Source organism: Dyella sp. SYSU CM1112 (assembly GCF_058216415.1).
On sequence record NZ_JBZEGI010000004.1, the window covers coordinates 218781 to 242249 of the forward strand.

Below are 23469 nucleotides of genomic sequence, written 5' to 3' on the forward strand. Positions count from 1 at the left end.
GCGGCGGCGCGGAGTAGGAATACTTGGCACTCCTACGTCAAAATATCGGTTGGCGCAGTAAGGTGCCTCGAGGGAGGGTCGGCGATGTCCCAACGCCGTTCGAATTTTACGCACCTGGCTCGTCTACAGGCCGATTTGGGGTTGCTGGGCGCAGGTGCGGAGCGCTATTTCGCCGACGATCCCAATACAACCCAGCTCAAATTGCGCCAATTCGGCGAACTTATGGCCCGGCAAGTAGCGGCACGGGCTGGCATGTATACGCCGGGCGAGGAGAGCCAGTCTGCGCTGCTGTCTCGCCTGAAGGGGGTGGGCTGGCTGCCGCGGGACGTGGCTGATTTGCTCCACTGGTTGCGGAAGGCCGGTAATGAGGCTAGCCACCAATTCGTCGGAGATCATCGGGCGGCATTACAGAGTCTGAAGATCGCCACCCAGCTCGGATTTTGGTTTCACCGTACCTTCGGTAGTGCCGACTTCAAGGGCGGGGCATTTATGCCCCCGGAGCCGCCAGCGGACGAGTCTGCCGCGCTCAAAGCCGAACTGGTTGAGTTGCGCCAGAAATTCTGGGCCGAGGCCGAACGTGCGCAGTCTGCAGAACAACAAGTCGCGCAAGCCAGGGACGAAGCCAAGCTTTGGGAGACCTTGGCAGTGGACGGTAGCCATACCGTGGAGGCGCTTGAGGCCAAGCTCACCAAATTGCAGGCCGCATCCGGTAACCAACTGACAGAGCTCCAGGCCAAAGCGGCCGCACAGCCAAAGGAACAACTACTGCTACTGCAGAAGCAGGCAGACCATGCCGCCAGCCAAATTCAACTGGACGAAAAGGCAACTCGCGAACTGATCGATCAGCAATTGCGGGACGCCGGCTGGGAAGCGGACACCTCGCAGTTGCGTTATAGCGTCGGTACCCGGCCATTGTCCGGCCGACATTTGGCCATTGCTGAATGGCCGACGGCCAGTGGCCCGGCTGATTACGCGTTTTTCTTGGGCACCGAATGCGTGGCCGTGGTAGAAGCGAAGCGCAATAGCAAAAACGTCGTGTCCGCCATCGATCAAGCCCGTCGCTACGCTAAGGATGCACTGCACGAATCCGGCACGCCGATGCAGGCTTCATGGGGGCAGTTCCGCGTGCCTCTCGTATTCGCGACCAATGGTCGTCCGTTCCAGCAGCAGTTCAAGGAGGTGAGCGGTATCTGGTTCTGCGATTTGCGGCGCCCGACCAATCACCGAAAGGCTCTGGACGGCTGGTACACCCCGCAAGGCATCCGTGAGCTGCTGAAGCAGGACATCGATGGAGCAGAGAAAAAGCTAGAGAACATCGGATTCCAGTTCGGCTTCCCGCTGCGCGATTACCAGCGCAGAGCCATCCTTGCTACCGAAGATGCGATCAAGGGCGGCAAGGAGAATGTATTGCTGGCGATGGCTACGGGCACCGGCAAGACCAAGACCTGTATCGCCTTGATTTACCGTTTGCTCAAAGCACAGCGTTTCCGTCGCATCCTATTTCTGGTAGACCGCACAGCGCTGGGCGAACAGGCGGCCAATGCGTTCAAGGAAACTCAGATGGAGTCGCTGCAACGGTTCGCCGACGTTTTTGGCATCAAAGAGATCGACCAGCAGCAGCCAGAAGTCGATACCAAGGTGCATATCACCACGGTACAAGGGCTTGTCAGGCGCGTTCTTTACGCCGAGGACGGCGGCCTGCCGGTTGATGCGTACGACTGTATTGTGGTCGATGAATGCCACCGCGGCTACTTGCTGGACCGGGAAATGAGCGAGATCGAGACTCAATTCCGCGATCAGACCGACTACATCTCCAAATACCGTCGCGTGCTCGATCACTTTGATGCAGTGAAGATCGGCCTGACTGCCACGCCAGCACTGCACACGACCGAGATCTTCGGCTCGCCAGTGTTCATCTATTCCTACCGCGAAGCAGTGCTGGATGGAAACCTGATCGACCACGACCCGGCACAGCGCATCCGTACAGAACTGAGCGAGGGTGGCATCCACTATAAGGTCGGCGAGGAAGTAGCGGTTTACAACGCTCAGTCCCAGAAGCTCGATTTGTTCCAGACGCCGGACGAGTTGGACTTCGACATCGGCGAATTCAACCGAAAAGTCATCACAGAGCCATTCAACCGCGTGGTTTGCGGGGCGCTAGCCGACTATCTCAATCCTGCCGGCCCGGACAAGACGCTGATCTTCTGCGCCACCGACGTTCACGCCGACATGGTAGTGCGGGTGCTGAAGGACGCGTTCCATACCAAGGGCATCGAGATTGACGACGACGCCATCCTCAAGATCACCGGCTATGCAGACAAGCCATTGCAGTTGATTCGTCGCTACCGCAATGAGGCCAATCCAGTCATTGCCGTTACCGTGGATTTGTTGAGCACTGGCATCGATGTGCCGGCGATTAGCAACCTAGTGTTCCTGCGTCGGGTCAACAGCCGCATCCTGTATGAGCAGATGCTCGGTCGCGCCACACGCCGCTGCGACGAGATCGGCAAGGAGGTCTTTCGTATTTTCGATGCCGTGGACTTATATGCCAGTCTGGAGGCGGTCAACACCATGAAACCGGTGGTGCAGAACCCGAACATCGGCTTCGCCCAACTGGCGAGGGAAATAATCGAACACCCGGACCAAGCTATCGCCAAGCAGGCTCGCGAGCAGTTGCTCGGCAAGTGGCAGCGGAAGAAGAATCATCTGACCGAACCCCAAGCAAATGCCTTGAAGCAGGCAGGCTGTGACCCGCTGGACTTCGCCGATTTCCTCAAGACGACAGACATCAAGGGACTGGCCGAATGGTGGTCCAACCAGGTCGGATTGGGCGAGTTGCTGGATCGCAAGCACGACCTACCTGCCGATCCATTGGTAGTGTCATCTCACCATGACAAGCTGGTCGACGTAACACCGGCCTACGGACGGCCAGACGACTACCTAGAACGCTTTGCAAATTTCGTGAAGGAAAAGGGTAACACCCTACCGGCGCTCTTGGCCGTGGTCCAGCGTCCGCGCGAATTGACCCGCCGCAACCTAATGGATCTAGTTGTCGCGCTGGAAAGTGCCGGATTTGACGAGAAATCCTTGACCCACGCCTGGGCGCAAAAGTCCAATCATGAGATCGCTGCTCGCGTGCTTGGATTTGTCCGCCAGGTTGCGCTGGGCGACCCGTTGGTGTCATTCGATCAACGTGTGGATGCCGCCGTCCAGCGCATAAGCCAGCAGCGTAAGTTGACGCCAGTCCAGCAAGACTGGCTCAAGCGACTGGCCAAGCAGATCAAAGCGAACATTGTGCTGGACGAAGCTCTGATCAACGAAGGGCCATTTGGCCAGCAGGGGGGATTCAAGCGCCTCAACCAGATTTTCGACAAGCAGCTCACGGACGTGCTGGCCGACATGAACGAAGCCATTTGGCAATCCGCTACAAATCAGTAAAAAGAAGAATTTATGAGCAACGTCAACACCGACATCGTCGCCAAGCTATGGAACCTCTGCAACGTCCTGCGTGACGACGGAGTGACCTACCACCAGTACGTTACTGAGCTTACTTACCTGCTGTTCCTGAAGATGGCTAAGGAAACCGGTACAGAAGACAAGCTCCCAGTACGGTATCGCTGGAACGACCTGGAAAGGAAGGCTGCGCCCGAGCGGCTGGAATTCTACAAAGTCATGTTAATCCACCTTGGCAGCCATGGCTCCCTGATCACCAAGGAGATTTTTGCGAACGCCAACTCCTTCATCAAAAAACCAAGCACGCTGACCGCACTGGTCACCGCTATCGACGAGATCGATTGGTATTCGGCCAAGGAGGAAGGGCTCGGTGATCTCTACGAAGGCCTGCTGGAGAAGAACGCTAATGAAAAGAAGTCTGGCGCCGGCCAATACTTCACTCCGCGCGTGCTAATCGACAGCATGGTGGCGTTGATGCAGCCACAATTGGGGGAGTCGATCCAGGACCCTTCTGCGGGCACCGGCGGCTTTTTGATCGCTGCGAACCACTACATTCGTGACCACAACGACATCGAGGCGCTGAGCCAAAAGGCATACAAGTCCTACCGCCGCCAATTTCACGGTATGGAGCTAGTGCAGGACACTCATCGCATGGGCCTGATGAATCTGATGTTGCACGACCTAGAATCAGACGAGAACAGTGGTATCCGCTTTGGGGACACTCTCTCCAATGATGGCCAGCAACTACCCAAAGCCGACCTGATCCTAACCAATCCACCGTTCGGCACGAAAAAGGGTGGTGGCTCACCGACACGCGCGGACTTCACGTTTCCGACAAACAACAAGCAGTTCTCATTCTTGCAGCACATCTATCGCTGGCTGAAGCCCGGCGGTCGCGCTGCCGTGGTGCTACCCGACAACATCCTTTTTGAGGGCAATGTCGGAAAGCAGATCCGCGCTGACCTCATGGACAAGTGCAATCTACACACGATCCTGCGCCTGCCCACCGGCATCTTCTATGCGCAGGGTGTGAAGACCAATGTGCTCTTCTTCACTCGTGGACAGAAACACAAGGGCAACACTAAGGAAGTTTGGGTCTACGATTTGCGCGCCAACATTGCACAGTTCGGCAAGCGCTCCCAGCTCACGCGCGACCACTTCAAAGAGTTCGAGAAGGTGTTCGGCAACGATCCACTCGTTGGTCCGAAGAGTCTCGCCAAGCGTAAGGACATGGGTGAAAGCGGACGCTTCCGCAAATTCACGCGCGAGTGGATCTCTGGGCGCGGCGATAACCTTGATATCGCTTGGTTGAAGGATGAGGACAACGGAGGTGCCGACGAGTTGTCGGAGCCGGCGTTGCTCGCACGTGAGGCAATGTCTGAACTGCAGAGTGCGTTCGATGACCTACGTGGGATTCTCGCGGAGCTGGGCGAGGATGTTGGAGAAGAGGTGGCACAGTGAGCGACCTTCCTGCCGGATGGGCCGAAACAACCATCGGTGGCATCACGGACTACGTATCACGTGGTAAATCTCCAAAGTACGCGGATAAGAGCTCTCTCCCCATTGTGAATCAGCGTGCAATTCGTTGGTTTGGCATCCAGGGCGAGCACCTAAAGTTCGTTCATCCGGACCAGTTTCCCGAGTGGACGGACGAGCGGTTCATCCGAGATGGCGATGTACTCTGGAACAGCACAGGAACGGGAACAATTGGTCGCGCATGCCTCGTCAAGGCAGAGCATCTATATCCGCCCAAGGTCGTTGACAGTCACGTGACTATCGTGAGGCCCTTGCGCGACGCGGTTGAGCCACGCTACTTGTTTGCGTGGATTCGCAGCCCTGAGGTACAGCAGTCGATTATTGACCTAGCGACGGGGACCACCAATCAAGTTGAGCTGAGCCGCAGCACCGTGATAGCCACACGAGTTCCCCTTGCGCCACTCGCTGAGCAGAAACGCATAGCCGACAAGCTTGATGTCCTGCTCACACGCGTAGACGCCTGTCGCGAACGCCTCGACCACGTCCAGGACATCTTGAAGCACCTCCGTCAGTCCATCCTTGCCTCGGCTACCAGCGGCGAACTAACCCGCAAGTGGCGCGAGGCACGAGGGGATGCTCTGGGAATGCAAGTATTCGAACTCGGCGATTCCGACGTTTTCCATGACTACTCTTTTCCAGAGTCGTGGTCTCCATGCCGGCTTTCGGATATCGCCGATATCAGTGGTGGAGTAACAAAGGACTCAAAGAAGCAGTCAGCAGATTTCGTTGAGTTGCCCTATCTCCGCGTCGCCAATGTGCAACGCGGTTTTCTTGACCTATCTGAAGTAAAAACCATCCGAGTTCCGCCTGACCGAGTTGATGACCTGTTGCTTCGAACCGGCGACATTCTCTTCAACGAAGGCGGTGATATCGACAAGCTCGGACGGGGCTGGATCTGGAGTGGCGAGCTTTCCGCGTGCGTTTTCCAGAACCACGTCTTCCGCGGACGACTTCGCAATCAAGACTTCGAACCCCGGTACTTCTCTTGGTACGGCAACAGCCGCGGATTCGACTACTTTCTGGCGCATGGGAAGCAGACAACGAATCTCGCTTCCATCAATAAGTCGGTCCTATCCGCACTTCCTGTCGCCGTCCCTCCCGTGGACGAACAGCGAGAGATTGTCCGACGTGTCAATGAGCTGTTCCAGCTCGCGGATCGTTTGGAGAAAAGCTGTGCTGTTGCAATGAATCGAGTTGGGACTTTGGCGGCATCCGCACTCGCCAAAGCCTTCCGCGGCGAACTCGTCCCTCAGGATCCGTGCGACGAACCAGCCTCCGAACTACTGACGACATTACACAATCAGCGCTTCACGGCTGCAACAAAACCACAGCGTAGACGCCCCAAAGAAGTCAGGAAGAACCCTACCATGAGCAACACCGACAAATACGCGATTAAGGCGGCCATCTTGAAGCTGAAAGCAGACAGCTTTTCGTTTGATGAGCTCCGGGCGCAGGTGGCCAGGGACTATGAGTCGGTCAAGGATGCCCTCTTCGAACTGCTCCAAGAACCGAAGCCTATCGTGCGCCAGGTGTTCGACAAAAAGAAGAAGACCATGCGGCTCATGAGAGTGAGCCAATGAAACTCACGCGTGTTCACATAGTCAAAGCGGCAACTTGCGGAGGTCTTCTGGATGGGCTCGACGTTGGCCTGAGAGGGACACAGGTTGGCCCCGAGAGCTTCGATCCACTTTGTCTTGTAGGACCTAACGGTGCTGGCAAGTCGCAGTTCCTTCAGGTTATCGCCGAGGCGTTTCAGGCGGTCTTTCATGCCTGCACCCCGACCGAAGAGCGTGCAAAGGGAAATGACGACCTCGAATTCGAGATCGAATACGTCGTAGTGCCCGCACGGGCTCATAAGTCTGTCCTGGTCCGCTTGTCACGCTGTGGCGAAGGTAAGCGTCGCCCACAGCTCAAGATTCAACGCAAAGAAGGGCTCGATTGGATCGAATGCCAGGTAGACAAGCCTGCAACGCGTGAGCTCCTTCCATCCAGAGTCATCGGCTACACATCCGGCGGCAACGAAACACTCAGCCTTCCCTTCCTCGTAAGCCGCAGCGGATATGCGGATGCTGTCGGAAAGCAGGCATTGGCCCGCGAACCCGGTGCGAGGCAGAAGCCAGTTCCCGATACCCGCTTGATGCTCGTGGACTACGGTACCCATCTCGAGGTACTCGTCGCCAACCTCCTTCTGGGGGACGCGGGCGAACGCGACGCGCTGCTCTTAGATGCAAAGCTTAGAGAACTTCACTCCTTTCGATGCGTGATTCAGCTTGCACATCGTGCAGTGCCAAAGCTTTCAGCCCGTGGACCCTCCCGTGGCAGGCGCAAAGGTGTCCAACTCACCGACGAACTGGAAAATCATATCGATCAATTGAGACGGTGCGCGACTTGCCACTCCTACGATGAGAAATCTGAGACTTATATCTTCGACTTCCTCGTAACAGACGAGACACGTGCAGCTTTTCGCAGCTTCTGGAGCACGCCGATCGAACTCTATTCGGCTCTCCACAAGCTCTCGATGCTTAACGACCTAGCGATCCCCAAGGTCACTCGCGAGCGTTTGCTGCGCGACATCAAGACCAGACGATTCGCCTCGAGACTTCCGGAGCCCCAGGACGAGGACCGGGTCTTCCGATTCGAGCAGGTTCGATTCCTGCCCAAGGTGGGCGATGGCGTTGTCGACTATGTCTCCCTGTCAGACGGTGAGCACCAGCTTGCGCAGATACTCGGCACGATGTGTATGGCTTCCGTCGCCAATGTTTTGTTCCTATTGGATGAGCCAGAGTCGCATTTCAATCCGCAGTGGCGAGTCAAGTTCATTTCGCGGTTGATGGATCTGCCAACTGCGAACGGTAGTCGGGGCGAGACTGGTAGCACGTGTGCACAGCAGGAATGCTTGCTAACGACTCATTCACCGTTCGTACCCTCAGACATGGCACGCGAGAAGGTGCTCATCTTTAAAAAGTCGGCAGTTGGTGTCCAGGTCCGTCGGCCAGACATAGAAACCTTTGGCACGACTTTCGATACAATCCTCGAGGAGTGCTTCGAAGTACGCCCACCCATGTCCGAAGTTCCTCGACGTGAGATTGATGAGCTCATGGCCAGTAACGATCTGGGCATGATCAAAGCTGGTATCGCCCGACTCGGTGATTCGGTCGAGAAAGTGTTCTTGATGGACCGCCTTCAAGAGCTGTCGAAGCGGGAGGGCACATAGCAGTGCTCTTTGGGTACCCAATCGCAGCAACGCAGAATAACTGGCTTCACGATTGCCTTTGTGACGCGGTTAGAGCGATTCATTCTGCAATCGACGAAAATAAAAAATACCCTGCATGGCCTGCGGTTTTGCCAGCGGAGCACCGTGGTGCTTTGAGGTCGCGAATAGGCCTCCGGGATCGATTGAAGGCTTACGACAAGGCAGTACGCAAACTACAAAAGCCGGAACGCGACCCCCTACTCGATGCACTCAAGGACGAGAATCGGGTTGCCGAATTGCTCGCCAATAGAAGCAACTGCCTCATTTTGGAGGATCTACCTCAGGCTATCCGACAGCCCATCTCAGATCTCTTCGGTTTCGCGTTTGAGTTGCTCGCAGATCTCGGCGTTAGAGACCAACAGTACATCGCGATCTATTCGGCCGCTTCCGACCACGTGTGCCCTTTCTGTGGCGCGGAGTACTTCGATGCTCCGGGTGCCGCGCGCGAAGCCTTGGACCACTACCTGACCCGTAATCGATACGCTTTCGCGGCCGCCAATCTACGGAACCTCGTTCCAATGGGCCACAAGTGCAACTCCAACTATAAGCAGGCAATCGACCTTTTACATCGCTCGGACGGTTCACGCCGGGTGGCGTTCGATCCATACGAGCACACGACGGTCAGCGTTTCGCTTGACGAAAGCAATCCGTTCGACGGGTCGACTCCACACACTCCAAAATGGAAAATCCAGTTCGTAGTAAATGGCCACCCAAAGCCCACCTGGGACGAGGCGGTATCGACCTGGGACGAGGTGTTCTCCATTCGAAAACGTTACTGCCGAGACCATCTAGATCCATCATTCTCGAACTGGCTCGGTCTATTCGGGAAATGGGTCCGAATTGCCGGGCTGCAAACTGATACCGATCAAGCGCTCGTCACCGCCCTCCAGCGCTATGAGGAGCTTTGGGTCGAAAGCGGGATGCAAGACCGTGCTTTCCTCAAGGCGGCTGTGTTTCGAATGCTGCGCCGACATTGCGAGACCGGACATCCGCGCCTCTTGGAACAACTTCGGAACCTAGTGACTCCTCCGTCGAACATTGCCATAGATGCAGGATGCTAACGATACGGACCGCCTGCGCAAGTATCTAGCACGCTTCGATTTAACCTGGGAGCAGACTGCCGAGACAGTATAGCTCGACCTCCTCCCACCCATGACCTAGCAGACATAGTTGGAAGCGAGGAAGTTCACCGTACCAGCAATGTCATCGGACTGCGCAATACGCTTGATCACTTACATGGTCAAACTGACGCTTCAACACTCCTCGGTCTTGGTGAAGTTGGACATATCAGTCTCGACTACACTCGAAGCAACCCATTATGTCACCACGATTGGCCTCACCAGCATTACGCTCTAATGCAAGAGCATCCTATTTACCAGAACGTTCTAGAGAGGGCGTTTTAGCCTTACGGACCCATCCATTCGGCTTCAGAATGCTTTCTAGCTCCATCCAGAAGCGCTTACTCTGGCTTTCCCGCGTTTTCTTAAAACCCCTGGGAATCACTTCATTGGTATTTACCTTGACGTTGTTCTCATCGCGCCATGTCAATCTATCATCACTGCGCTTTCCTTCAGCGATCAAAGCCGCCACCTCCTCGGCCAGCTTCTTAACGTCAAGGCGTAAAGCGGCAGGCCTCAAAAGCCTATATTTCGTCCCTGCGCTGCAATCAGCCGTGCCTTGCTCCACATCAACAACCCACGGTTGTAGCTCGGCTCGTGGTGAGCAGCTTCTCACCATCGCACCATGGCGCTCAATCTCGAAACTCAGCAATGGTGGTTTCCACGTCATGTTCTCCATCCCAAGACCACGCGACAGCTTGAAATCCTCCATGCCCTTCTCGCTGCTTCCACTCAGCAAGTCCCAGCAACCATTTAAAAGGAAATCAACTTCTTCCTTGTTGTCACCACTGATCGGACCAGGAGTGAGTGTGTGCAGATAATCACAGAGCTTGGCAATAGGCATATAGCAACCTTTCGTCTTGGGTGTTGATGACAACCTAATGCATACCAGGTGAATAGCTTTTCACCTTCGGCGCATCCTTTTAAGGCGTTTCTGCGCCATATGCCAGCCGGATAATCTCATTTAGACGTTGCTGAGCGTGCCGTCTGGATCTCTCTTGCAAAGATAAACCTTTCACCCATTGCCATTGCCGCACGCTCGTATGTATCGCCTTGTAGATCGCCTTCATGATGACGTCTCCCTATGGTTTCACATCATCTGCATCCGATGTCATAAACACGTAGTGCAGTAATTTTTAACACGCATATAGATAAATGTATGGTGGTTAACACATTGCTTGGATGGTTTGACTGGTGATCTAAGGATGAAGATGTTCGAGAGATCTACCTAGTGACCGGTGACTGGTACTAGGGGGAGATGGTGGTGCGTGCACATACCGTTTCTCCCCAAGACTGTCTATAAAGCGATAAAAGCCACCCCAAGGCGAGTCGACGAAGTTACCTTCGTCGACTTTTTTATTGCCTAAATAGAAAGGGTAGTGTCATGACAACATTTCATCATCAGATCAAAAGCGGCAAGAAGGGATCGGCAGCCCCTCACTCGGATTACATCGCACGACATGGCAAGCATGGAAAGCGCGAGGACCTCATGATGACCGGGTCTGGAAACTTACCATCATGGACAGAAAATAACCCGCGCCGCTTCTGGGAAGAAGCAGACAAGTATGAGCGAGAGAATGGCGCTGCATACCGCGAGCATGAAATCTCACTCCCTAATGGCCTGACACTGGATCAGCAGATACAGGTGGCCATGCAACATATCGATGATATAGCCGGTGACAAGTCTTATCAGTTCGCGATACATGCAGCCGAGTCGTCCTTAGACGCTAGGCCTAACGTTCATCTCCACTTGATGATCTCAGATCGCTTGCCAGATGGCATTAACCGTCCGCCAGCGCAGATGTTCAGACGATACAACCGCATTCATCCGGAGAAAGGTGGATGCCGGAAGGACAGCGGTGGCCTCGGACCACTGGCGCTCCGAGACAAGGTGATCGAACTACGTAAGCGCACGGCTGATGTGCAGAATGCGGTGCTAACTAATTGCGGACTCGTTGATCGAGTCGACCATCGCTCCTTAAAAGCGCAAGGAAAGAACCGTAAGCCTGAGCGTTATCTTGGGCAGGCACGCATCCGAAAGATGTCGGATGAGGAGAAGGTAGCCTTTTTGACCAGCCGCCAAGAGCAGGGCTGAATCAATCGTCGGCGATATCAATAAGGCGGACGCAAGATGGCAACTTGCGTCCGCCCCTTCTTTCGCGATCATTCGGAAGTTGGTCGTCGCTCTGCGAACAAAAACCAGAATGCCTTAAAGACTGGCAACAATGCATCGGTAGTAATGTCGTCCAGAATTAGCTCTGGGAGCACACCACAGTTTCGCCACGCAGACCTTGATTCTTCATACTGGGAGAGGTGCAGCCGATGGTCGAGAATCCCTTCAATGGTGGTCAAAATGACCCATGGGCCTTCGACACCAAGAGAGCGCAGCCTAATAATCGATGAGCTGACCATATCGGCAAGGCCTCTTTCGAATCGACCAGGGTGAACAGATTTGACGCCGTCATGCTCACCACCAACCAACCATGTGGCATCGAAGCGACCTGTTCGATGCAGCAGCGTATAGGCGCGAACGGTGTTTTCTTCACCTGGATGGCTGTACATGAGAATACCTTCCAAGGTTTCGTAGTGGCTATAGCCGCTAGTCGCCTTGACTGGTACGACAGTATTCTCTCCTGCGACATCAAAATCACGTATCTCCCGAAAGAAACCTTGCGGGATGACTGATGTAATGGCGCGCGGCCCGTCCATGAGACGAAAAGGCATATCGACGCCCTGGGCGGCCTGAACTGCCTCAGCGTGAAGAGATCGGATACGCCTAGGAAGTAGTTCGTTTTCCGTGAAGGCTTGCCTCAGCTCATGTGTGTCCATTTCGTATTTACCACGGCTATTACGTGCATAGAACCGACTCGAACCTTTAAGTTTTACTCGATGTGGTGCAGTTGCGCTGGCTGGAATTCGCAAGATCAGAAAGCCGTGACTTGGGTTCTCACCTGTGGCTATCCATTTACATCGAACTCCTGAAAGTCGAGGATCGATGGCATCACGAAGCAAATTTTCAATGCGAAGAATCTCCGCATCTGCGTTCAACAGTTCGACACCAAGTGCATTGATGGCGATGCCATCAGTGTCTTCGATTCCGAAAACGAGATTACCGCCCTGTGCATTCGCGAATGCAGTGATATCAGCCAGAAGCTCGCGGTTGCCTTCGTCATTGTGCCGGGGCAATTCGCGCTTGAACTCCAGATGGCGCCCTTCGGTAATGCCGCGATCAACCAGCGCTTTTGCATCACCTGTAGTTAAGGTATCTATGTCTTTTTCGAGCATCGGCGATATCTCCAGAACGGACTAGCTAAAGCCTTGGAACCAGAATACATGGCTTACGGAAGTGTCCGGATCAGATGCGCAAGAAGGCGGCGGTACATGCGCGATAAGTCCGCCCCTCAAATGTAGGCGACTGTGCGACAGTCGCATATATCGCATGACAGGAGGGGATGGCAATTTAAAATTTGTCGATCCTTAAGATAAAAAAAGCGCACTACATTGTAGTGCGCTAGTAAGAACTCCCGGTATTGAACTGGTCACCCGGAAATAGAGGTGACCAGGTGTTCCCTTTAGCCGACGGAGGTAAACAAATAGCTAAAGTCCACGTATTGCTTGCCATTGTAAAGCGGGTTGATGACCTTGAGCATTCCACGATCCTCAAGCCACTGAAGTGCCGGCAGCAGGTATTTGTCGTGCCTCAAATCAATCGTGGGGCCATTGGAGCGGAGAAATTCCAGAGTCACTGTCGTGCCGCCGCGAGTGAGTGCCTTACGCTTACGAAGGTATGTTTCGAGTCGCTGCGCATCTACCACGACCCTCGGCATGGCCTTGGACAGCGAGAACTGATCACGATACGCCTCGATGTGGTAGCGTACGATGCTGATTGCACGTTCCATCATGTCTTGGGTGACCTCCGTGTAGCCACAGAAGTAAGCGAACACGGCAGCTAGTCGTGCAGCGTGGTTCGACGCTTTGACAGCGAACTCGCGGACGTCCAAGAGATCACCAGGCTTGAAGCCTCTTTCGCCATAGTCACTACTGCGATCTGCTAGGCGTGACGAGGCACGAACTCGCATCTCGTCGTCAAACGCTTTCAGGCAGTTGCATGCATCAGCATCCAGTTCAACAACATCCTGCGCTGTGATGCCAGCCTTAGTACGGCGTTCGCGCTCAGTGATCAACTCCGCAATTCGTGCCAAGAACGCGTCAAGTGGTTCGTTCGTGGCATCCAGGCCTTCGGTGGACGTGAAGCCAGGCTTTGGTTCCTTGGGCGCTATAATCAGGAATCGCGCCCATACGCCTATTCCAAACCCCTTCTTCCCGGCGGTTTCACAGAACTCATAGAAGCATTTCGCTTGAAGAAGGAGAAGCGTCATGACGCGCGAATTCATGATCAAGGTTGCGCCAGTACCAACGCGGTGGCTATCCGTCCGACCATGACTCCAAAGCTGACAAAGGTCAGCGATGTACTGGTAAAGGTTAGTCAGCAACTTTTCGCCTTCATCGCCTGCGAGGGCGGTGGACTCACCAACGCCGGCCAAGCGCTTCAAGAAGGCCGCGCCCGTTGTATCGGAGATCAACCAGTTTTGAAGACGAGGTGCGACAGGTTCCTGCTCGATGAGTGAGGTAAGCTCGGTTTGAAGGCGATCCAGTGGTTCGCCTTTCTGGCGAGCTTTGCTCAGTGCTTTGGTCATGTCATCGCACTGGCGTTTCCAACTGCGATGCTTGGCCGGATATTCCTTCTCGGCTTTTTTAAAGGCCTCAAGAGCGGCTTGGTCGCGATCCAGAAAGGACTGGAAGAACCCTTCCCATGCTGGAGTCTTTCCTAGACCAGTTATGGCGAGGACGAGAAAGTAAATGCTCAATGGCACAGATCGGCCATCCGGCATCTTCAGTACTGCGAGTCCCTGCACGGCAAGTGAAGCTGCGGCTTGAGCAACAACTATGTAGAGCTCCGGCGAGAGCTGGTGTTGAACGCTGAGGCACTCCGCTGCCCTGCGAATCAGCGGGGGCGAAGACATAAACGGGTATTCCGCTTCAGTCGGCGTGAAGTGTTCCAGCTTCTTGCGCCACGAGCGACTATTGAACCCGATCATGGTGCCACCTCCGCATGCAGATGATGACTGTGGATGGCCACACTAACGGTGGCATCGACCAAGATGATCAGTGCTTCGCGCCATGCGCGAGGCACTGATTCGCTCGGGTAAAGGTAAAGAGCATAGTGGTCCGTGATAGGCATCAAGCCGTTTTGAGTCGCTTGATTCCGCCCACGGTTGCTGAAGACGGCGTTCATTTGGCACCATCCTGTGGCTGCTGGTTCGACACCTTGCGAAGTTCATTCGCCTTGTCGATAAGCGCTTTGACCTTGCTGTAGTGGAGGTGCGGGATGATGGCCTTCAGCTTTTTGCTGATCGCCTTCTCGGAGTCGCCGCGATCCATCGCCATGCGGATCGCAGGAATCAACTTGGCGAGCAATTCGGCTTCCCGCTCCTCCGGTGTCGGTTCAGTCGAGTCGATAGCCGTGATGGCACGGTTGATCAAGTCATCGTCGATAGCGATGACTTCCTTCTTGGTGGTGCTGCTAGACATGTCGGTTTTCTCCGCGCTCGTACAGCGCGTTTGTATTATTAAGAGTGAGGCCATCGAGTCGACGGGAACGATTGACTACGGCGTCGCGCCAGGCGCGAATCTCCTCCGCGAGGAAGATCTTCTTTTGGCCAGGTTCGCGGACGATCGAATCGGGCATTGGGAGCCACGGGAACGGCGCTACCTTGCCAGGATCAATGCGGTTGCGGTCGCGGTCGTATATTGGGACCAGCCCGCACTGGTACGCCGTGGATTTGGAAATACCTGCGAACTCCAAGCACTCACGGAGTCCCACATTTCCGGACATCGGGAAATCCTCGGCATTGTCATGATGGCTTCGACGTGCACGGTCAGGACGGACGCTGCCATCACCTTCAATGCTGAAGGTGTTTTGGGAGTGCATTGCCATGGCGGTTACTCGCTTTGCGTGCCAGCCGTGAAGGCTTCGACGTCGCGAAGGTAGAAGCGCTGGGCGTCACCTTTCCAGTGAGGCTCCGGTAGGCGAGCGCCAGTGATGTTTTCCCCGAGCGCATCCATGCGCTGCTGGTGCTTCAGCGCGATTTTGAAGTTTTGGCGATAGTGAAAGCCCATCCTGATACAGCCTTCTTTAAAGCTGATCTCAGCGGAGGGGTTAGGAACACCAATACCGGCCGCTTCAAAAGCTGCCTTTATCGGATCGCAGGGGTTGCTGTCAGTCATGTCGGTATCCATCGAAAACACGGATGACCCGGCGTTAACCTGCTGCAGTTCCTGCTTCTAGTACGAGCAGCATGATGGTGCGCGATATAATCGACGCGCCTTGCAGCGGTATAGCCGGGACCTCGACGCAACGCCTCACGTCGACCTGGGCGTCAACATCGCGCGCCCAGGGCTTTTCGATGGTGCCGATACCCTTTACTAGGGTTACGCCGCCGAACGGCTCTCATGATTTCTCGGCGTCGACCCGTTGCGAGCGGGCTTGGATGCAAGACCCTTCAGAAGTCTCGCCCAAGCTGCCTTTAAACCAGAAAAGCGGTATTTATTCAAGGCGGTGATGCAACTATTCGCCATCTACTATGTCCAGAGTTCAATTCGTCGAATCTGAGGCGTGTATAGGGACATGCGCTGGTTATTTCATCGGCGGGACCGGCTGGGGGCAACTATGGGGGCAAGTGCCATTTCATTTTTTAGAAAACACCAGTAGACTCCGAAAGTTAAAGATGTTTTTCGAGTCCACCCATACCACCAAATTATCGTTCGAAGACACCCGCCAACATCCAAAACCCCGGAAAATTAAGGGGTTTGTATCGCAGGCGTCCCGCGGGCCCTGTCTCGTCCGCAGAAAGCCGAGGTAAGTGCGGGGTCTTTTAGGGAGACTTACCTACCTCTGGGGGCGTTACCCCGCGGCGCTGACCGATGTAGCTATCTGCAAGCCTTCGTTGTCTCGCGAGCCCAAGAGGCTTTCAGATGGTCGCGGCTCAAGCGGGTGTGGAAAAGTTGTTGTCGTTAGCTACCGATAGAAACAAGGCCGAGACAAAGGCATGAGTAGGTGGCGTCGCGGTGCAGTCCAGGCCGCGGATGTGGGCAGTAAATCAGTGCAGCTGATCTGTCTCGGGAAATTTCGTCAGCCAAGCCGATTAACGAGACGCCAGGATTTTGAGATTAGGCAGGATCAAGGTTGTCTTGTCTGGCGCGCGATCGCGCAGCCAACGTCTTGCAGTTCTTCCGCGCTCGCACGGTCTTCTTTTGATCTGTCCACACGGCCACTCAGCAGTACGAACCCCGGTTCGCCTGATGGGGACGTTGCGGCCAGGACGGCGATGCTGTGATTAGCCAGGGTGTCGCCATGCGCCAGTGTCTTGGCGAGATCTTTGAAGGGGTTGATGGTGAGCGCGATGCCGCTTTGCCAGCGTGCCTCATACAGGTGATCGTTCGGTGGCAACCCTTCCGGCAACCAATGCCAATGGTTCGTGATCACGGGAAGCAGTTGGCGTACGACGTTGCGAACATCACTGCGGATGCAATCGATATGGATATGCAACTGGTCTTGTGAGCGACTCTGGGGTGAGTTCACCGCGAGACTTATAACGTCGCGTGGTTGGGTCTCATGAAGAGCCGCTTCGACATAGATGCGTGCAGTCCATGCATCGGCGAAATAGTTCGGTGCGTCCGGCTGGAGGAGGGCAGGGCTTTCAATGCCGGAGATTCGCGCAAGAGGTAAGAGCAAATATTGATAATGCCCGTGCCGATCTTTGAAGACAGCGTAGCCGTCAGGGCCTGTTTCTACCTCGATGCATGGCGATGGCGGGAAGACGTGATTCTCGGCCTTCGTTGTGCAAACGTTGTGGATCTGTTTCCACAAGGCATTCCGATCCTTGCCTTGCGCGGCGAGCGTGGCGCCATAGCTGATAGCCCAAGGCAGCATGCAGCATGCCATAGCGCAGAGGCCGCGCAGCCTATTCTTCACGGGGCCGCCTTGATGCGGTCAATGTATGCGCCGAGGCGATGTTGCTCCTGAATGTCCAGCTTCGTGCTGAGCGCCCACTGCGTATGCACCAAGGGATTGACGCGGACGCCGTGGTCCCAGACTTCGTAGTAGAGATGAGGGCCGGTGGATAAACCCGTACTTCCGACGTAACCAATAATGTCGCCACGGTGCACGTGGCGGCCAGGGTGGATGGACTTGGCAAATGCACTCAGATGACCGTAACGCGTCGCCAGACCATTGGCGTGTTTAAGTTCAATCACACGGCCATATTCGCCGCGCCATTCGGAAAGACTGACGACACCATCCATGGCGGCGCGTACGGGTGTGCCGCGGGGCGCGGCGTAGTCAATACCCTGATGGAATTCGTTGCCGCCAAGTACCGGCTGGACGCGCCATCCCCACCCGGATGACATGCGAGCGTCCCGGACGGGCTTAAGCGGTTTGATGACCTCGTAGCCGTGCCCGCGTGGACCCACGATGAAATCGTGGCCAACATCGTCAGCGTAGTAATAAGCCTTTCGGATGCTGCCGTGATATTCGACTTGGAGATAGGCTAATTTGCGAGATGGCCACAGGGCGAGCGTGCAATGGCTGTCTCGAGGAATGCGCTCTGGAAGGTGCCACTCCTTTTTTGCATAAGCGATAGTCGCTGCCACAACGGGGTTATGTCCTAGTAGCTTGGATAATTCCTTGCCGAGAGGAAGGCCCGGTTTGAGTGGCTTTATAAGAAGATGACCCGGTGCTTGATGCAGGCGTGCCGCGAGAGACGATATCGGGTGCGCAGGGTCGATGGATGGATGCGGGGCAGGCGATGTTAGGACGTCTCCGCTTACGTCGGCGAAGGAAACGATGGGTTTGGATGCGCTTTCCAAAGCGTGATCAGCGGCTTTTCTGCCGCGCGCATCCCGAACAATATCGAGACGGGATAGCGTGGTTTCTCCCTTGGGTGAATGTGTCACGCAGACGTCGAAGATATCGCCGGGTCGTAAACGATGCAGCGCGCGAAGCATGGATGGACGGGCTTTGCTGAGCCAGTCAGCGAATGGACCGGCTCGAACGCCGGCGCGTTGCGCCAGGAGCGGCGCGCTGTCTCCGGCATGGATGACTTCGTGATGCATGGTGCACGACGGCAGCGGGTGCGCGGCGGCGTTTGCGGTATACAGCGCGATCAGGATGGCAAGATGCGATATCCAACGCCTCATCGGTGGTCCTTGTAGCTTAAAAGGGCCTGCATTCGGATGCCACATCACGGTTAGTGGTTTCGTGGAGCGGTGTAATGGGTGTCGAGCGAGAGCGTGGTGACATACGGTCCGTTCCAGTCTCGATCGAAGATGCGTGCCAGCGTTTTGGCGGGTCCATTCCCCTGCACGAAGACCGAGGCGTCGACCGTATTGTTGAAGTAACTCCACTCCCAGTTGCCCGTACCGATGTACACCGCGTGATCGTCGAACACTGCATATTTGGCGTGCTCGACGCGCGCGTAAGGAATAAATCCTTGCGGCGATGGCGGTAAGTGACTGAACTTGATTGTTATATTGGGCAGTGCAGCGAGGCTTTTTAAATACGCTTGCATCGGTTCGCGTAGGGCCCAATCCGCCACGATGATGCGTACGTCCACACCGCGTGCTGCTGCGTCGCGGATTGCGGTATCGATCTCAGGCCACCATCCCTTCGGGCCATAATGGCGGATGGCCGAAAAAGTCATGACCTGGATGCGCAGTGTGTGGTGGGTCGCTTCGATCATGTGTGCCAACGCAGGCTGTTCCCAGTTGACCCAGTGAGGCATAAGACTGGGTGGACTGAAAGCTGGAAAGATCACTAGCGGATGGGGTTGCGTGCCGCTGACCAGTACAGGATCGGCGTCGGTTGCCGGCCTGAAGCTGGGCGGCTTGACGGCTTCCTGGGCGGCTTTTGGTAAATCTTTGTCAGCGGCGATCTGCCAATCAAACTCAAATACAGCATCAAATGTCTGCGCGAGACGATCGTTGATGATGCGCGCACCGATTTCGTGGATCTGGTCGATAGCGCGCCAGTCCCAGTTTTGGCTTCCCACAAAAACACAGGTGCTGTCCACGACCATGTATTTCGCGTGCAGCACACCGCCGGTGAGTGTGCTGACAGGAAGGACGCGTACTTCGATGCCGGGCGCTTGACGCAGTTGTGCGACGGCATCGTTGCTCTCTTTCAAGAACGATTGGTCGATCAGGATCCTAACCTTCACCCCTGTTCGTGCTTTCTCGCGCAACGCATCCAATACCGGTGAAAGCGGACCCTTGGGTTTGTCGGAGATATAGAACGCTGCAATATCAATGCTTTTTTTCGCAGCATGGATCATGGCGAGCCACGCCGACTGCGTGCGGGATGTCGCGGGATCGCCATAGATGCTCGCCTCCGGCACGCTTTCGACGATTTGAAAATCGGGCGAGCCATCGGAAGCGGGAACCTGGGCGTAAAGGAGAGGCCCTGTCGCGAACAGCAGCGGCACGACGAATAGCTTGCAAAGCCGTCGCCGCGTCCCGCTTTGTCCGGCCTGCCAACCATGGTTATGCGTCGGGTCTGTGCTTTGCCCATGCCGCATGCTTGCCCCCTGAGTTACGCAACTGAAACGTTATATCGTTTCGATTTTTGACGAAAAAGCACATTCATCGCAAGGGGCTCAGTGGATGCGACTCGCGCGCCGGCACCTATCGGCATGCAGGGCCTCTTTTTATGCCGTCCATCTGCCTGCGGGGCTGACGTGGTCTCGTCTAGTAACTTGCATAATGGTAGTTACTAGGGCAGAATGCTTTGCTTCAGCCGTGCATCCAGTGAGGAAGTGCCGTGCAACGCACCAGCTTTAATGACATGCGGTGCCCCATCGCGAGGAGCCTTGAACGGGTGGGCGAGTGGTGGAGCATCCTGATTTTGCGCGATGCCTTTTTTGGCGTTACCCGCTTTGATGACTTTCAGAGCAGCCTGGGCATTGCTCCGAACATGCTGACGCGTCGACTGCGTGCCCTTACTGAAGCGGGGCTGCTCGAGCGCCGCCGCTATAGCGACAAACCGCCTCGCTACGAATACGTACTGACTCCGAAGGGATGGGATTTCCGGCCTGTGCTGCTGGCGCTGATGGAGTGGGGTAATCGCCATTTTTCGCCGGAAGGTCTCAGCATGTTTCTCGTTGATGAGCGAACAGGCGAGAGAGTTGAACCGGTGATGGCCGACGCAAAGACCGGCGAGCGCATCGATCGTGCACATCACGTTGTGCACGCGGGCCCCGCGGCGAGCGAACGGCTACGCGCACGCGTGACTTCCCATTTGAACCGTCGCGCGCGGGAGAAGGAGGCATCGTCCTCCTCTTCGCGCTAATGCCGGAGTTTGCCTCATGAGTAGCGTTACCGCCGTCAAGCGGATGGATGTACCCGACATCGCCGAAGAGGCGCCGCCACGAAGCCGGCGCAGGCGCGTATTGGGTCTTGCGGTGGGATTCGCGCTGGCAGTCGGCGTGGTTTACGGCATCTATTGGTGGACTTCCGGGCGATTTATCCAAAGCACCGACGACGCGTACGTCGGTGGGGACATCACGGTGATGAGTCCGAAAGTATCGGGCTATATCGCAGCGTTGAACGTTACCGACAATCAAGCCGTACACGCAGGCGACGTGCTGGTGAAGATTGATGATCGTGACTATCGCGCGGCCTTGGCGAAGGCAGAAGGCGCCGTGGCAGCGCAGCAAGCCCTGCTGGCCAATCTCGATGCCACCGAACATCTGCAAGAAGCAGTGATCCACGAGGCACAGGCGGGTGTCGCCGCAGCGAACGCGGAGGCGACGCGCGCCCACGATGATGAGGTGCGTTACCGTCAGTTGGCAGGACGTGCCGCGGTTTCGATCGAAAGTGCACAGCGTGCGGATGCCGCAGATAAAACAGCGCACGCCAACACCGAGAAAGCCAGCGCGGTGCTTATCGCTGCCGAGCGAGAGTTGAGTGTGATTGCTTCGCAAAAGCAACAGGCTCGCGCCGCCCTGATGCAAGCCAAGGCAGAACAGGACATCGCGGCGTTGAATGTCAGTTACACAGCGTTGCGTGCACCCGTCGACGGCGTGGTCGGCAATCGGCGTGCACGGATAGGCGCCTATGCGGCCGCCGGCACCGAGCTTCTTTCAATCGTGCCGTCGCACGGCCTATGGGTGGACGCGAATTTCAAGGAAGATCAGCTGGCGCGCATGCATCCGGGCCAGGCAGTGAGCATTCGTGCGGATGTATTGCCAGGGCGTATTTTCCACGGGAGGGTGTTGAGCCTTGCGCCAGCGACCGGCGCCGAATTCAGCGTGCTGCCGCCCGAAAACGCGACCGGCAACTTCACCAAGATCGTGCAGCGCGTGCCAGTGCGCATTGCCTTAGACAAAAACGATGACGCACTCGGGCTGCTGCGTCCGGGCCTCTCCGTCGTAGCAGAAGTGAACACAAACACATCGGTCACTGCAGCAACACCATGAACGCCGGCGCAGCCATGCTGACGGGTCCTATCGATCCGGCGAAGTTGGATACGGTACAGAAGATCGTTGCCTTCGCCAGCATGTGCGTAGGTATGTTCATTGCCCTGCTGGATATCCAAATTGTCTCAGCATCCTTGCGCGATATCGGCGGTGGACTTTCTGCTGGCGTGGATGAAACGGCGTGGGTGCAAACGAGTTATCTGATCGCCGAAATTGTCGTGATTCCCTTGTCAGGCTGGCTATCACGCGTGTTTTCCACGCGCTGGTTGTTCGCCGTGTCGGCTGCCGGGTTCACCGTGACCAGCCTGCTGTGCGGTGGTGCCTGGGATATCCAGAGCATGATCGTGTTTCGCGCAGCGCAAGGATTTCTCGGCGGCTCCATGATTCCGATGGTGTTCACCACGGCATTCGTGTTCTTTACCGGCAAACAGCGCGTGGTTGCCGCCGCCACCATCGGCGCGCTGGCATCGCTTGCTCCCACGCTGGGCCCCACCTTGGGTGGATGGATCACGGATCACTGGTCATGGCACTGGTTGTTCTTCATCAACCTGGTGCCTGGCCTGTTCGTCACCATCGCGGTGCCGATGCTGGTGAACATCGATGCGCCGGATCTATCCCTGCTGCGGCGTGCTGACTACCTTGGCATGGTCTTGCTCACGGTTTTTCTGGGCTGCCTCGAATACACCCTGGAGGAAGGGCCGCGCTGGGATTGGTTCACCGACGCCACGATCACTGCAACGGCATGGATTTCTGGCCTCGGCGGCATAGCTTTTGTGGCTCGCAGTCTGACCTACGATCATCCACTGGTGGACCTGCGTGCGCTGCGCGATCTCAATTTTGCTCTTGGATGTCTGTTTTCCTTCATTACCGGTATCGGGCTGTTCGCGACGATCTATCTCACACCGCTGTTTCTGGGACGCGTGGAGGGTTACAGCGCGTTGCAGATCGGTGAAGCGGTGTTTTCCACCGGCGTATTCCAGATCCTCACCATTCCGCTGTATGCCTTTCTTGCTCAGCGGTTCGATCTGCGTTGGATCTTGATGGTAGGTCTTGCGTTGTTCGCGATATCGATGTGGGACTTCACGCCGATCACGCATGAGTGGGGGGCACATCAGTTGCTATTGCCGCAGGCTCTGCGCGGCATGGCGCAGCAGCTCGCGGTGCCGCCGGTCGTGACGTTGACGTTGGGTGGCTTGGCGCCGTCGCGCCTGAAACTGGCCTCCGGATTGTTCAATCTCATGCGTAATCTAGGCGGCGCGATCGGCATCGCGGTCTGCGCCACCATCCTCAACGATCGCACGAACTTGCACTTCTACCACCTGGCCGAGCGCCTGACAGTGAGTAACGAGGCCATGGATCAATGGCTTGCGCAGGCTGGGCAGCGTTTCGTCCATGCAGGAGATCCGGACGGACCCTTGCGTGAACTGTGGCAGCTCACTTTTCGAGAGGCGCAGACGCTTGCCTATGCGGATGCATTCTTTGTGATTGCGCTGTGCTTCGTGATTGCCACAGTCATGGTGCCTTTGATGCGCAACGTGACGCCGCCTGCCACGTCAGCGGCTGATGCTCACTGAGA

Annotated in this window: 19 protein-coding genes; 10 read left to right on the plus strand and 9 right to left on the minus strand. The window is 56.0% G+C overall.

The genetic code is table 11. From position 1 onward, the window contains the following. The first annotated feature begins 84 nt into the window (after window positions 1-84). The 6 genes from hsdR (at window position 85) to AC4HNJ_RS08360 (ending at window position 9376) form a co-directional block, all read left to right on the plus strand. Complete coding sequence (gene hsdR, locus AC4HNJ_RS08335; RefSeq protein WP_490479088.1) at window positions 85-3438, plus strand: type I restriction-modification system endonuclease; 3354 nt, start codon at window positions 85-87, stop codon at window positions 3436-3438. Between the two features lie 12 nt (window positions 3439-3450). Then, window positions 3451-4914: a class I SAM-dependent DNA methyltransferase gene (locus AC4HNJ_RS08340; protein WP_490479089.1), complete on the plus strand. Its 1464-nt coding sequence runs from the start codon at window positions 3451-3453 to the stop codon at window positions 4912-4914. Next, the gene (locus tag AC4HNJ_RS08345) at window positions 4911-6569 is read left to right on the plus strand and encodes a restriction endonuclease subunit S (protein WP_490479090.1); all 1659 of its coding nucleotides are present in this window, start codon (window positions 4911-4913) and stop codon (window positions 6567-6569) included. The genes AC4HNJ_RS08340 and AC4HNJ_RS08345 overlap by 4 nt, the downstream gene beginning before the upstream one ends. After that, window positions 6566-8203 (plus strand): restriction system-associated AAA family ATPase, encoded by a 1638-nt coding sequence (locus AC4HNJ_RS08350; RefSeq protein WP_490479091.1) that lies wholly within the window; start codon window positions 6566-6568, stop codon window positions 8201-8203. The genes AC4HNJ_RS08345 and AC4HNJ_RS08350 overlap by 4 nt, the downstream gene beginning before the upstream one ends. Window positions 8204-8385: 182 nt before the next feature. Continuing rightward, window positions 8386-9303, plus strand: coding sequence for a hypothetical protein (locus tag AC4HNJ_RS08355; RefSeq protein WP_490479092.1), 918 nt, complete (start codon window positions 8386-8388; stop codon window positions 9301-9303). Continuing rightward, window positions 9290-9376 (plus strand): hypothetical protein, encoded by an 87-nt coding sequence (locus tag AC4HNJ_RS08360; RefSeq protein WP_490479200.1) that lies wholly within the window; start codon window positions 9290-9292, stop codon window positions 9374-9376. The genes AC4HNJ_RS08355 and AC4HNJ_RS08360 overlap by 14 nt, the downstream gene beginning before the upstream one ends. Window positions 9377-9610: 234 nt before the next feature. On the opposite strand, the gene AC4HNJ_RS08365 is transcribed toward AC4HNJ_RS08360, so the two are convergent. After that, window positions 9611-10204 (minus strand): hypothetical protein, encoded by a 594-nt coding sequence (locus AC4HNJ_RS08365; RefSeq protein ID WP_490479093.1) that lies wholly within the window; start codon window positions 10202-10204, stop codon window positions 9611-9613. Window positions 10205-10744: 540 nt separating this feature from the next. On the opposite strand from AC4HNJ_RS08365, the gene AC4HNJ_RS08370 reads away from it, so the two are divergent. Next, window positions 10745-11455 carry a MobA/MobL family protein gene (locus AC4HNJ_RS08370; protein ID WP_490479094.1) on the plus strand — a complete coding sequence of 237 codons (711 nt, stop codon included), beginning with the start codon at window positions 10745-10747 and terminating at the stop codon, window positions 11453-11455. Window positions 11456-11523: 68 nt separating this feature from the next. Here AC4HNJ_RS08370 and AC4HNJ_RS08375 read toward each other — a convergent pair whose 3' ends face one another. The 8 genes from AC4HNJ_RS08375 to AC4HNJ_RS08410 form a co-directional block, all read right to left on the minus strand. Further along, window positions 11524-12645 (minus strand): AlbA family DNA-binding domain-containing protein, encoded by a 1122-nt coding sequence (locus tag AC4HNJ_RS08375; protein ID WP_490479095.1) that lies wholly within the window; start codon window positions 12643-12645, stop codon window positions 11524-11526. Window positions 12646-12932: 287 nt separating this feature from the next. Continuing rightward, the gene (locus tag AC4HNJ_RS08380) at window positions 12933-14459 is read right to left on the minus strand and encodes a DUF3987 domain-containing protein (protein ID WP_490479096.1); all 1527 of its coding nucleotides are present in this window, start codon (window positions 14457-14459) and stop codon (window positions 12933-12935) included. Window positions 14460-14652: 193 nt separating this feature from the next. Then, on the minus strand, window positions 14653-14952 hold the full coding sequence (locus AC4HNJ_RS08385) for a hypothetical protein (RefSeq protein WP_490479097.1): 300 nt from the start codon (window positions 14950-14952) through the stop codon (window positions 14653-14655). After that, window positions 14945-15358 carry a hypothetical protein gene (locus tag AC4HNJ_RS08390; RefSeq protein ID WP_490479098.1) on the minus strand — a complete coding sequence of 138 codons (414 nt, stop codon included), beginning with the start codon at window positions 15356-15358 and terminating at the stop codon, window positions 14945-14947. The genes AC4HNJ_RS08385 and AC4HNJ_RS08390 overlap by 8 nt, the downstream gene beginning before the upstream one ends. Before the next feature lie 5 nt (window positions 15359-15363). After that, a complete protein-coding gene (locus AC4HNJ_RS08395; protein ID WP_490479099.1) occupies window positions 15364-15648 on the minus strand; it encodes a hypothetical protein in 285 nt (94 codons plus the stop codon). A gap of 952 nt (window positions 15649-16600) precedes the next feature. Continuing rightward, complete coding sequence (locus tag AC4HNJ_RS08400) at window positions 16601-17353, minus strand: CDP-diacylglycerol diphosphatase (protein WP_490479100.1); 753 nt, start codon at window positions 17351-17353, stop codon at window positions 16601-16603. A gap of 38 nt (window positions 17354-17391) precedes the next feature. Continuing rightward, window positions 17392-18618, minus strand: a complete 1227-nt coding sequence (locus AC4HNJ_RS08405) for a M23 family metallopeptidase (RefSeq protein WP_490479101.1) — start codon at window positions 18616-18618, stop codon at window positions 17392-17394. Between the two features lie 50 nt (window positions 18619-18668). After that, window positions 18669-19994, minus strand: a complete 1326-nt coding sequence (locus tag AC4HNJ_RS08410; protein ID WP_490479102.1) for a phospholipase D-like domain-containing protein — start codon at window positions 19992-19994, stop codon at window positions 18669-18671. A gap of 242 nt (window positions 19995-20236) precedes the next feature. On the opposite strand from AC4HNJ_RS08410, the gene AC4HNJ_RS08415 reads away from it, so the two are divergent. From AC4HNJ_RS08415 to AC4HNJ_RS08425, 3 genes are read left to right on the plus strand one after another with little or no spacing between them, the layout of a single operon-like run. Beyond that, window positions 20237-20764, plus strand: coding sequence for a winged helix-turn-helix transcriptional regulator (locus AC4HNJ_RS08415; RefSeq protein WP_490479103.1), 528 nt, complete (start codon window positions 20237-20239; stop codon window positions 20762-20764). Between the two features lie 16 nt (window positions 20765-20780). After that, on the plus strand, window positions 20781-21893 hold the full coding sequence (locus AC4HNJ_RS08420) for an HlyD family secretion protein (protein WP_490479104.1): 1113 nt from the start codon (window positions 20781-20783) through the stop codon (window positions 21891-21893). A gap of 14 nt (window positions 21894-21907) precedes the next feature. After that, window positions 21908-23467 (plus strand): DHA2 family efflux MFS transporter permease subunit, encoded by a 1560-nt coding sequence (locus AC4HNJ_RS08425; protein ID WP_490479201.1) that lies wholly within the window; start codon window positions 21908-21910, stop codon window positions 23465-23467. The last annotated feature ends 2 nt before the right edge of the window (window positions 23468-23469 follow it).

Excerpts from the sequence above, each read along its gene's own strand:
- AC4HNJ_RS08425 (WP_490479201.1), top strand. The coding sequence starts at position 21,908 with ATGCTGACGGGTCCTATCGATCCGGCGAAGTTGGATACGGTACAGAAG.
- hsdR (WP_490479088.1), top strand. The coding sequence starts at position 85 with ATGTCCCAACGCCGTTCGAATTTTACGCACCTGGCTCGTCTACAGGCC.
- AC4HNJ_RS08360 (WP_490479200.1), top strand. The coding sequence starts at position 9,290 with ATGCAGGATGCTAACGATACGGACCGCCTGCGCAAGTATCTAGCACGC.
- AC4HNJ_RS08410 (WP_490479102.1), bottom strand. The coding sequence starts at position 19,994 with ATGCGGCATGGGCAAAGCACAGACCCGACGCATAACCATGGTTGGCAG.
- AC4HNJ_RS08390 (WP_490479098.1), bottom strand. The coding sequence starts at position 15,358 with ATGGCAATGCACTCCCAAAACACCTTCAGCATTGAAGGTGATGGCAGC.
- AC4HNJ_RS08380 (WP_490479096.1), bottom strand. The coding sequence starts at position 14,459 with ATGATCGGGTTCAATAGTCGCTCGTGGCGCAAGAAGCTGGAACACTTC.
- AC4HNJ_RS08350 (WP_490479091.1), top strand. The coding sequence starts at position 6,566 with ATGAAACTCACGCGTGTTCACATAGTCAAAGCGGCAACTTGCGGAGGT.
- AC4HNJ_RS08405 (WP_490479101.1), bottom strand. The coding sequence starts at position 18,618 with ATGAGGCGTTGGATATCGCATCTTGCCATCCTGATCGCGCTGTATACC.
- AC4HNJ_RS08400 (WP_490479100.1), bottom strand. The coding sequence starts at position 17,353 with ATGCTGCCTTGGGCTATCAGCTATGGCGCCACGCTCGCCGCGCAAGGC.
- AC4HNJ_RS08385 (WP_490479097.1), bottom strand. The coding sequence starts at position 14,952 with ATGTCTAGCAGCACCACCAAGAAGGAAGTCATCGCTATCGACGATGAC.
- AC4HNJ_RS08365 (WP_490479093.1), bottom strand. The coding sequence starts at position 10,204 with ATGCCTATTGCCAAGCTCTGTGATTATCTGCACACACTCACTCCTGGT.
- AC4HNJ_RS08375 (WP_490479095.1), bottom strand. The coding sequence starts at position 12,645 with ATGCTCGAAAAAGACATAGATACCTTAACTACAGGTGATGCAAAAGCG.
- AC4HNJ_RS08395 (WP_490479099.1), bottom strand. The coding sequence starts at position 15,648 with ATGACTGACAGCAACCCCTGCGATCCGATAAAGGCAGCTTTTGAAGCG.
- AC4HNJ_RS08420 (WP_490479104.1), top strand. The coding sequence starts at position 20,781 with ATGAGTAGCGTTACCGCCGTCAAGCGGATGGATGTACCCGACATCGCC.
- AC4HNJ_RS08370 (WP_490479094.1), top strand. The coding sequence starts at position 10,745 with ATGACAACATTTCATCATCAGATCAAAAGCGGCAAGAAGGGATCGGCA.
- AC4HNJ_RS08340 (WP_490479089.1), top strand. The coding sequence starts at position 3,451 with ATGAGCAACGTCAACACCGACATCGTCGCCAAGCTATGGAACCTCTGC.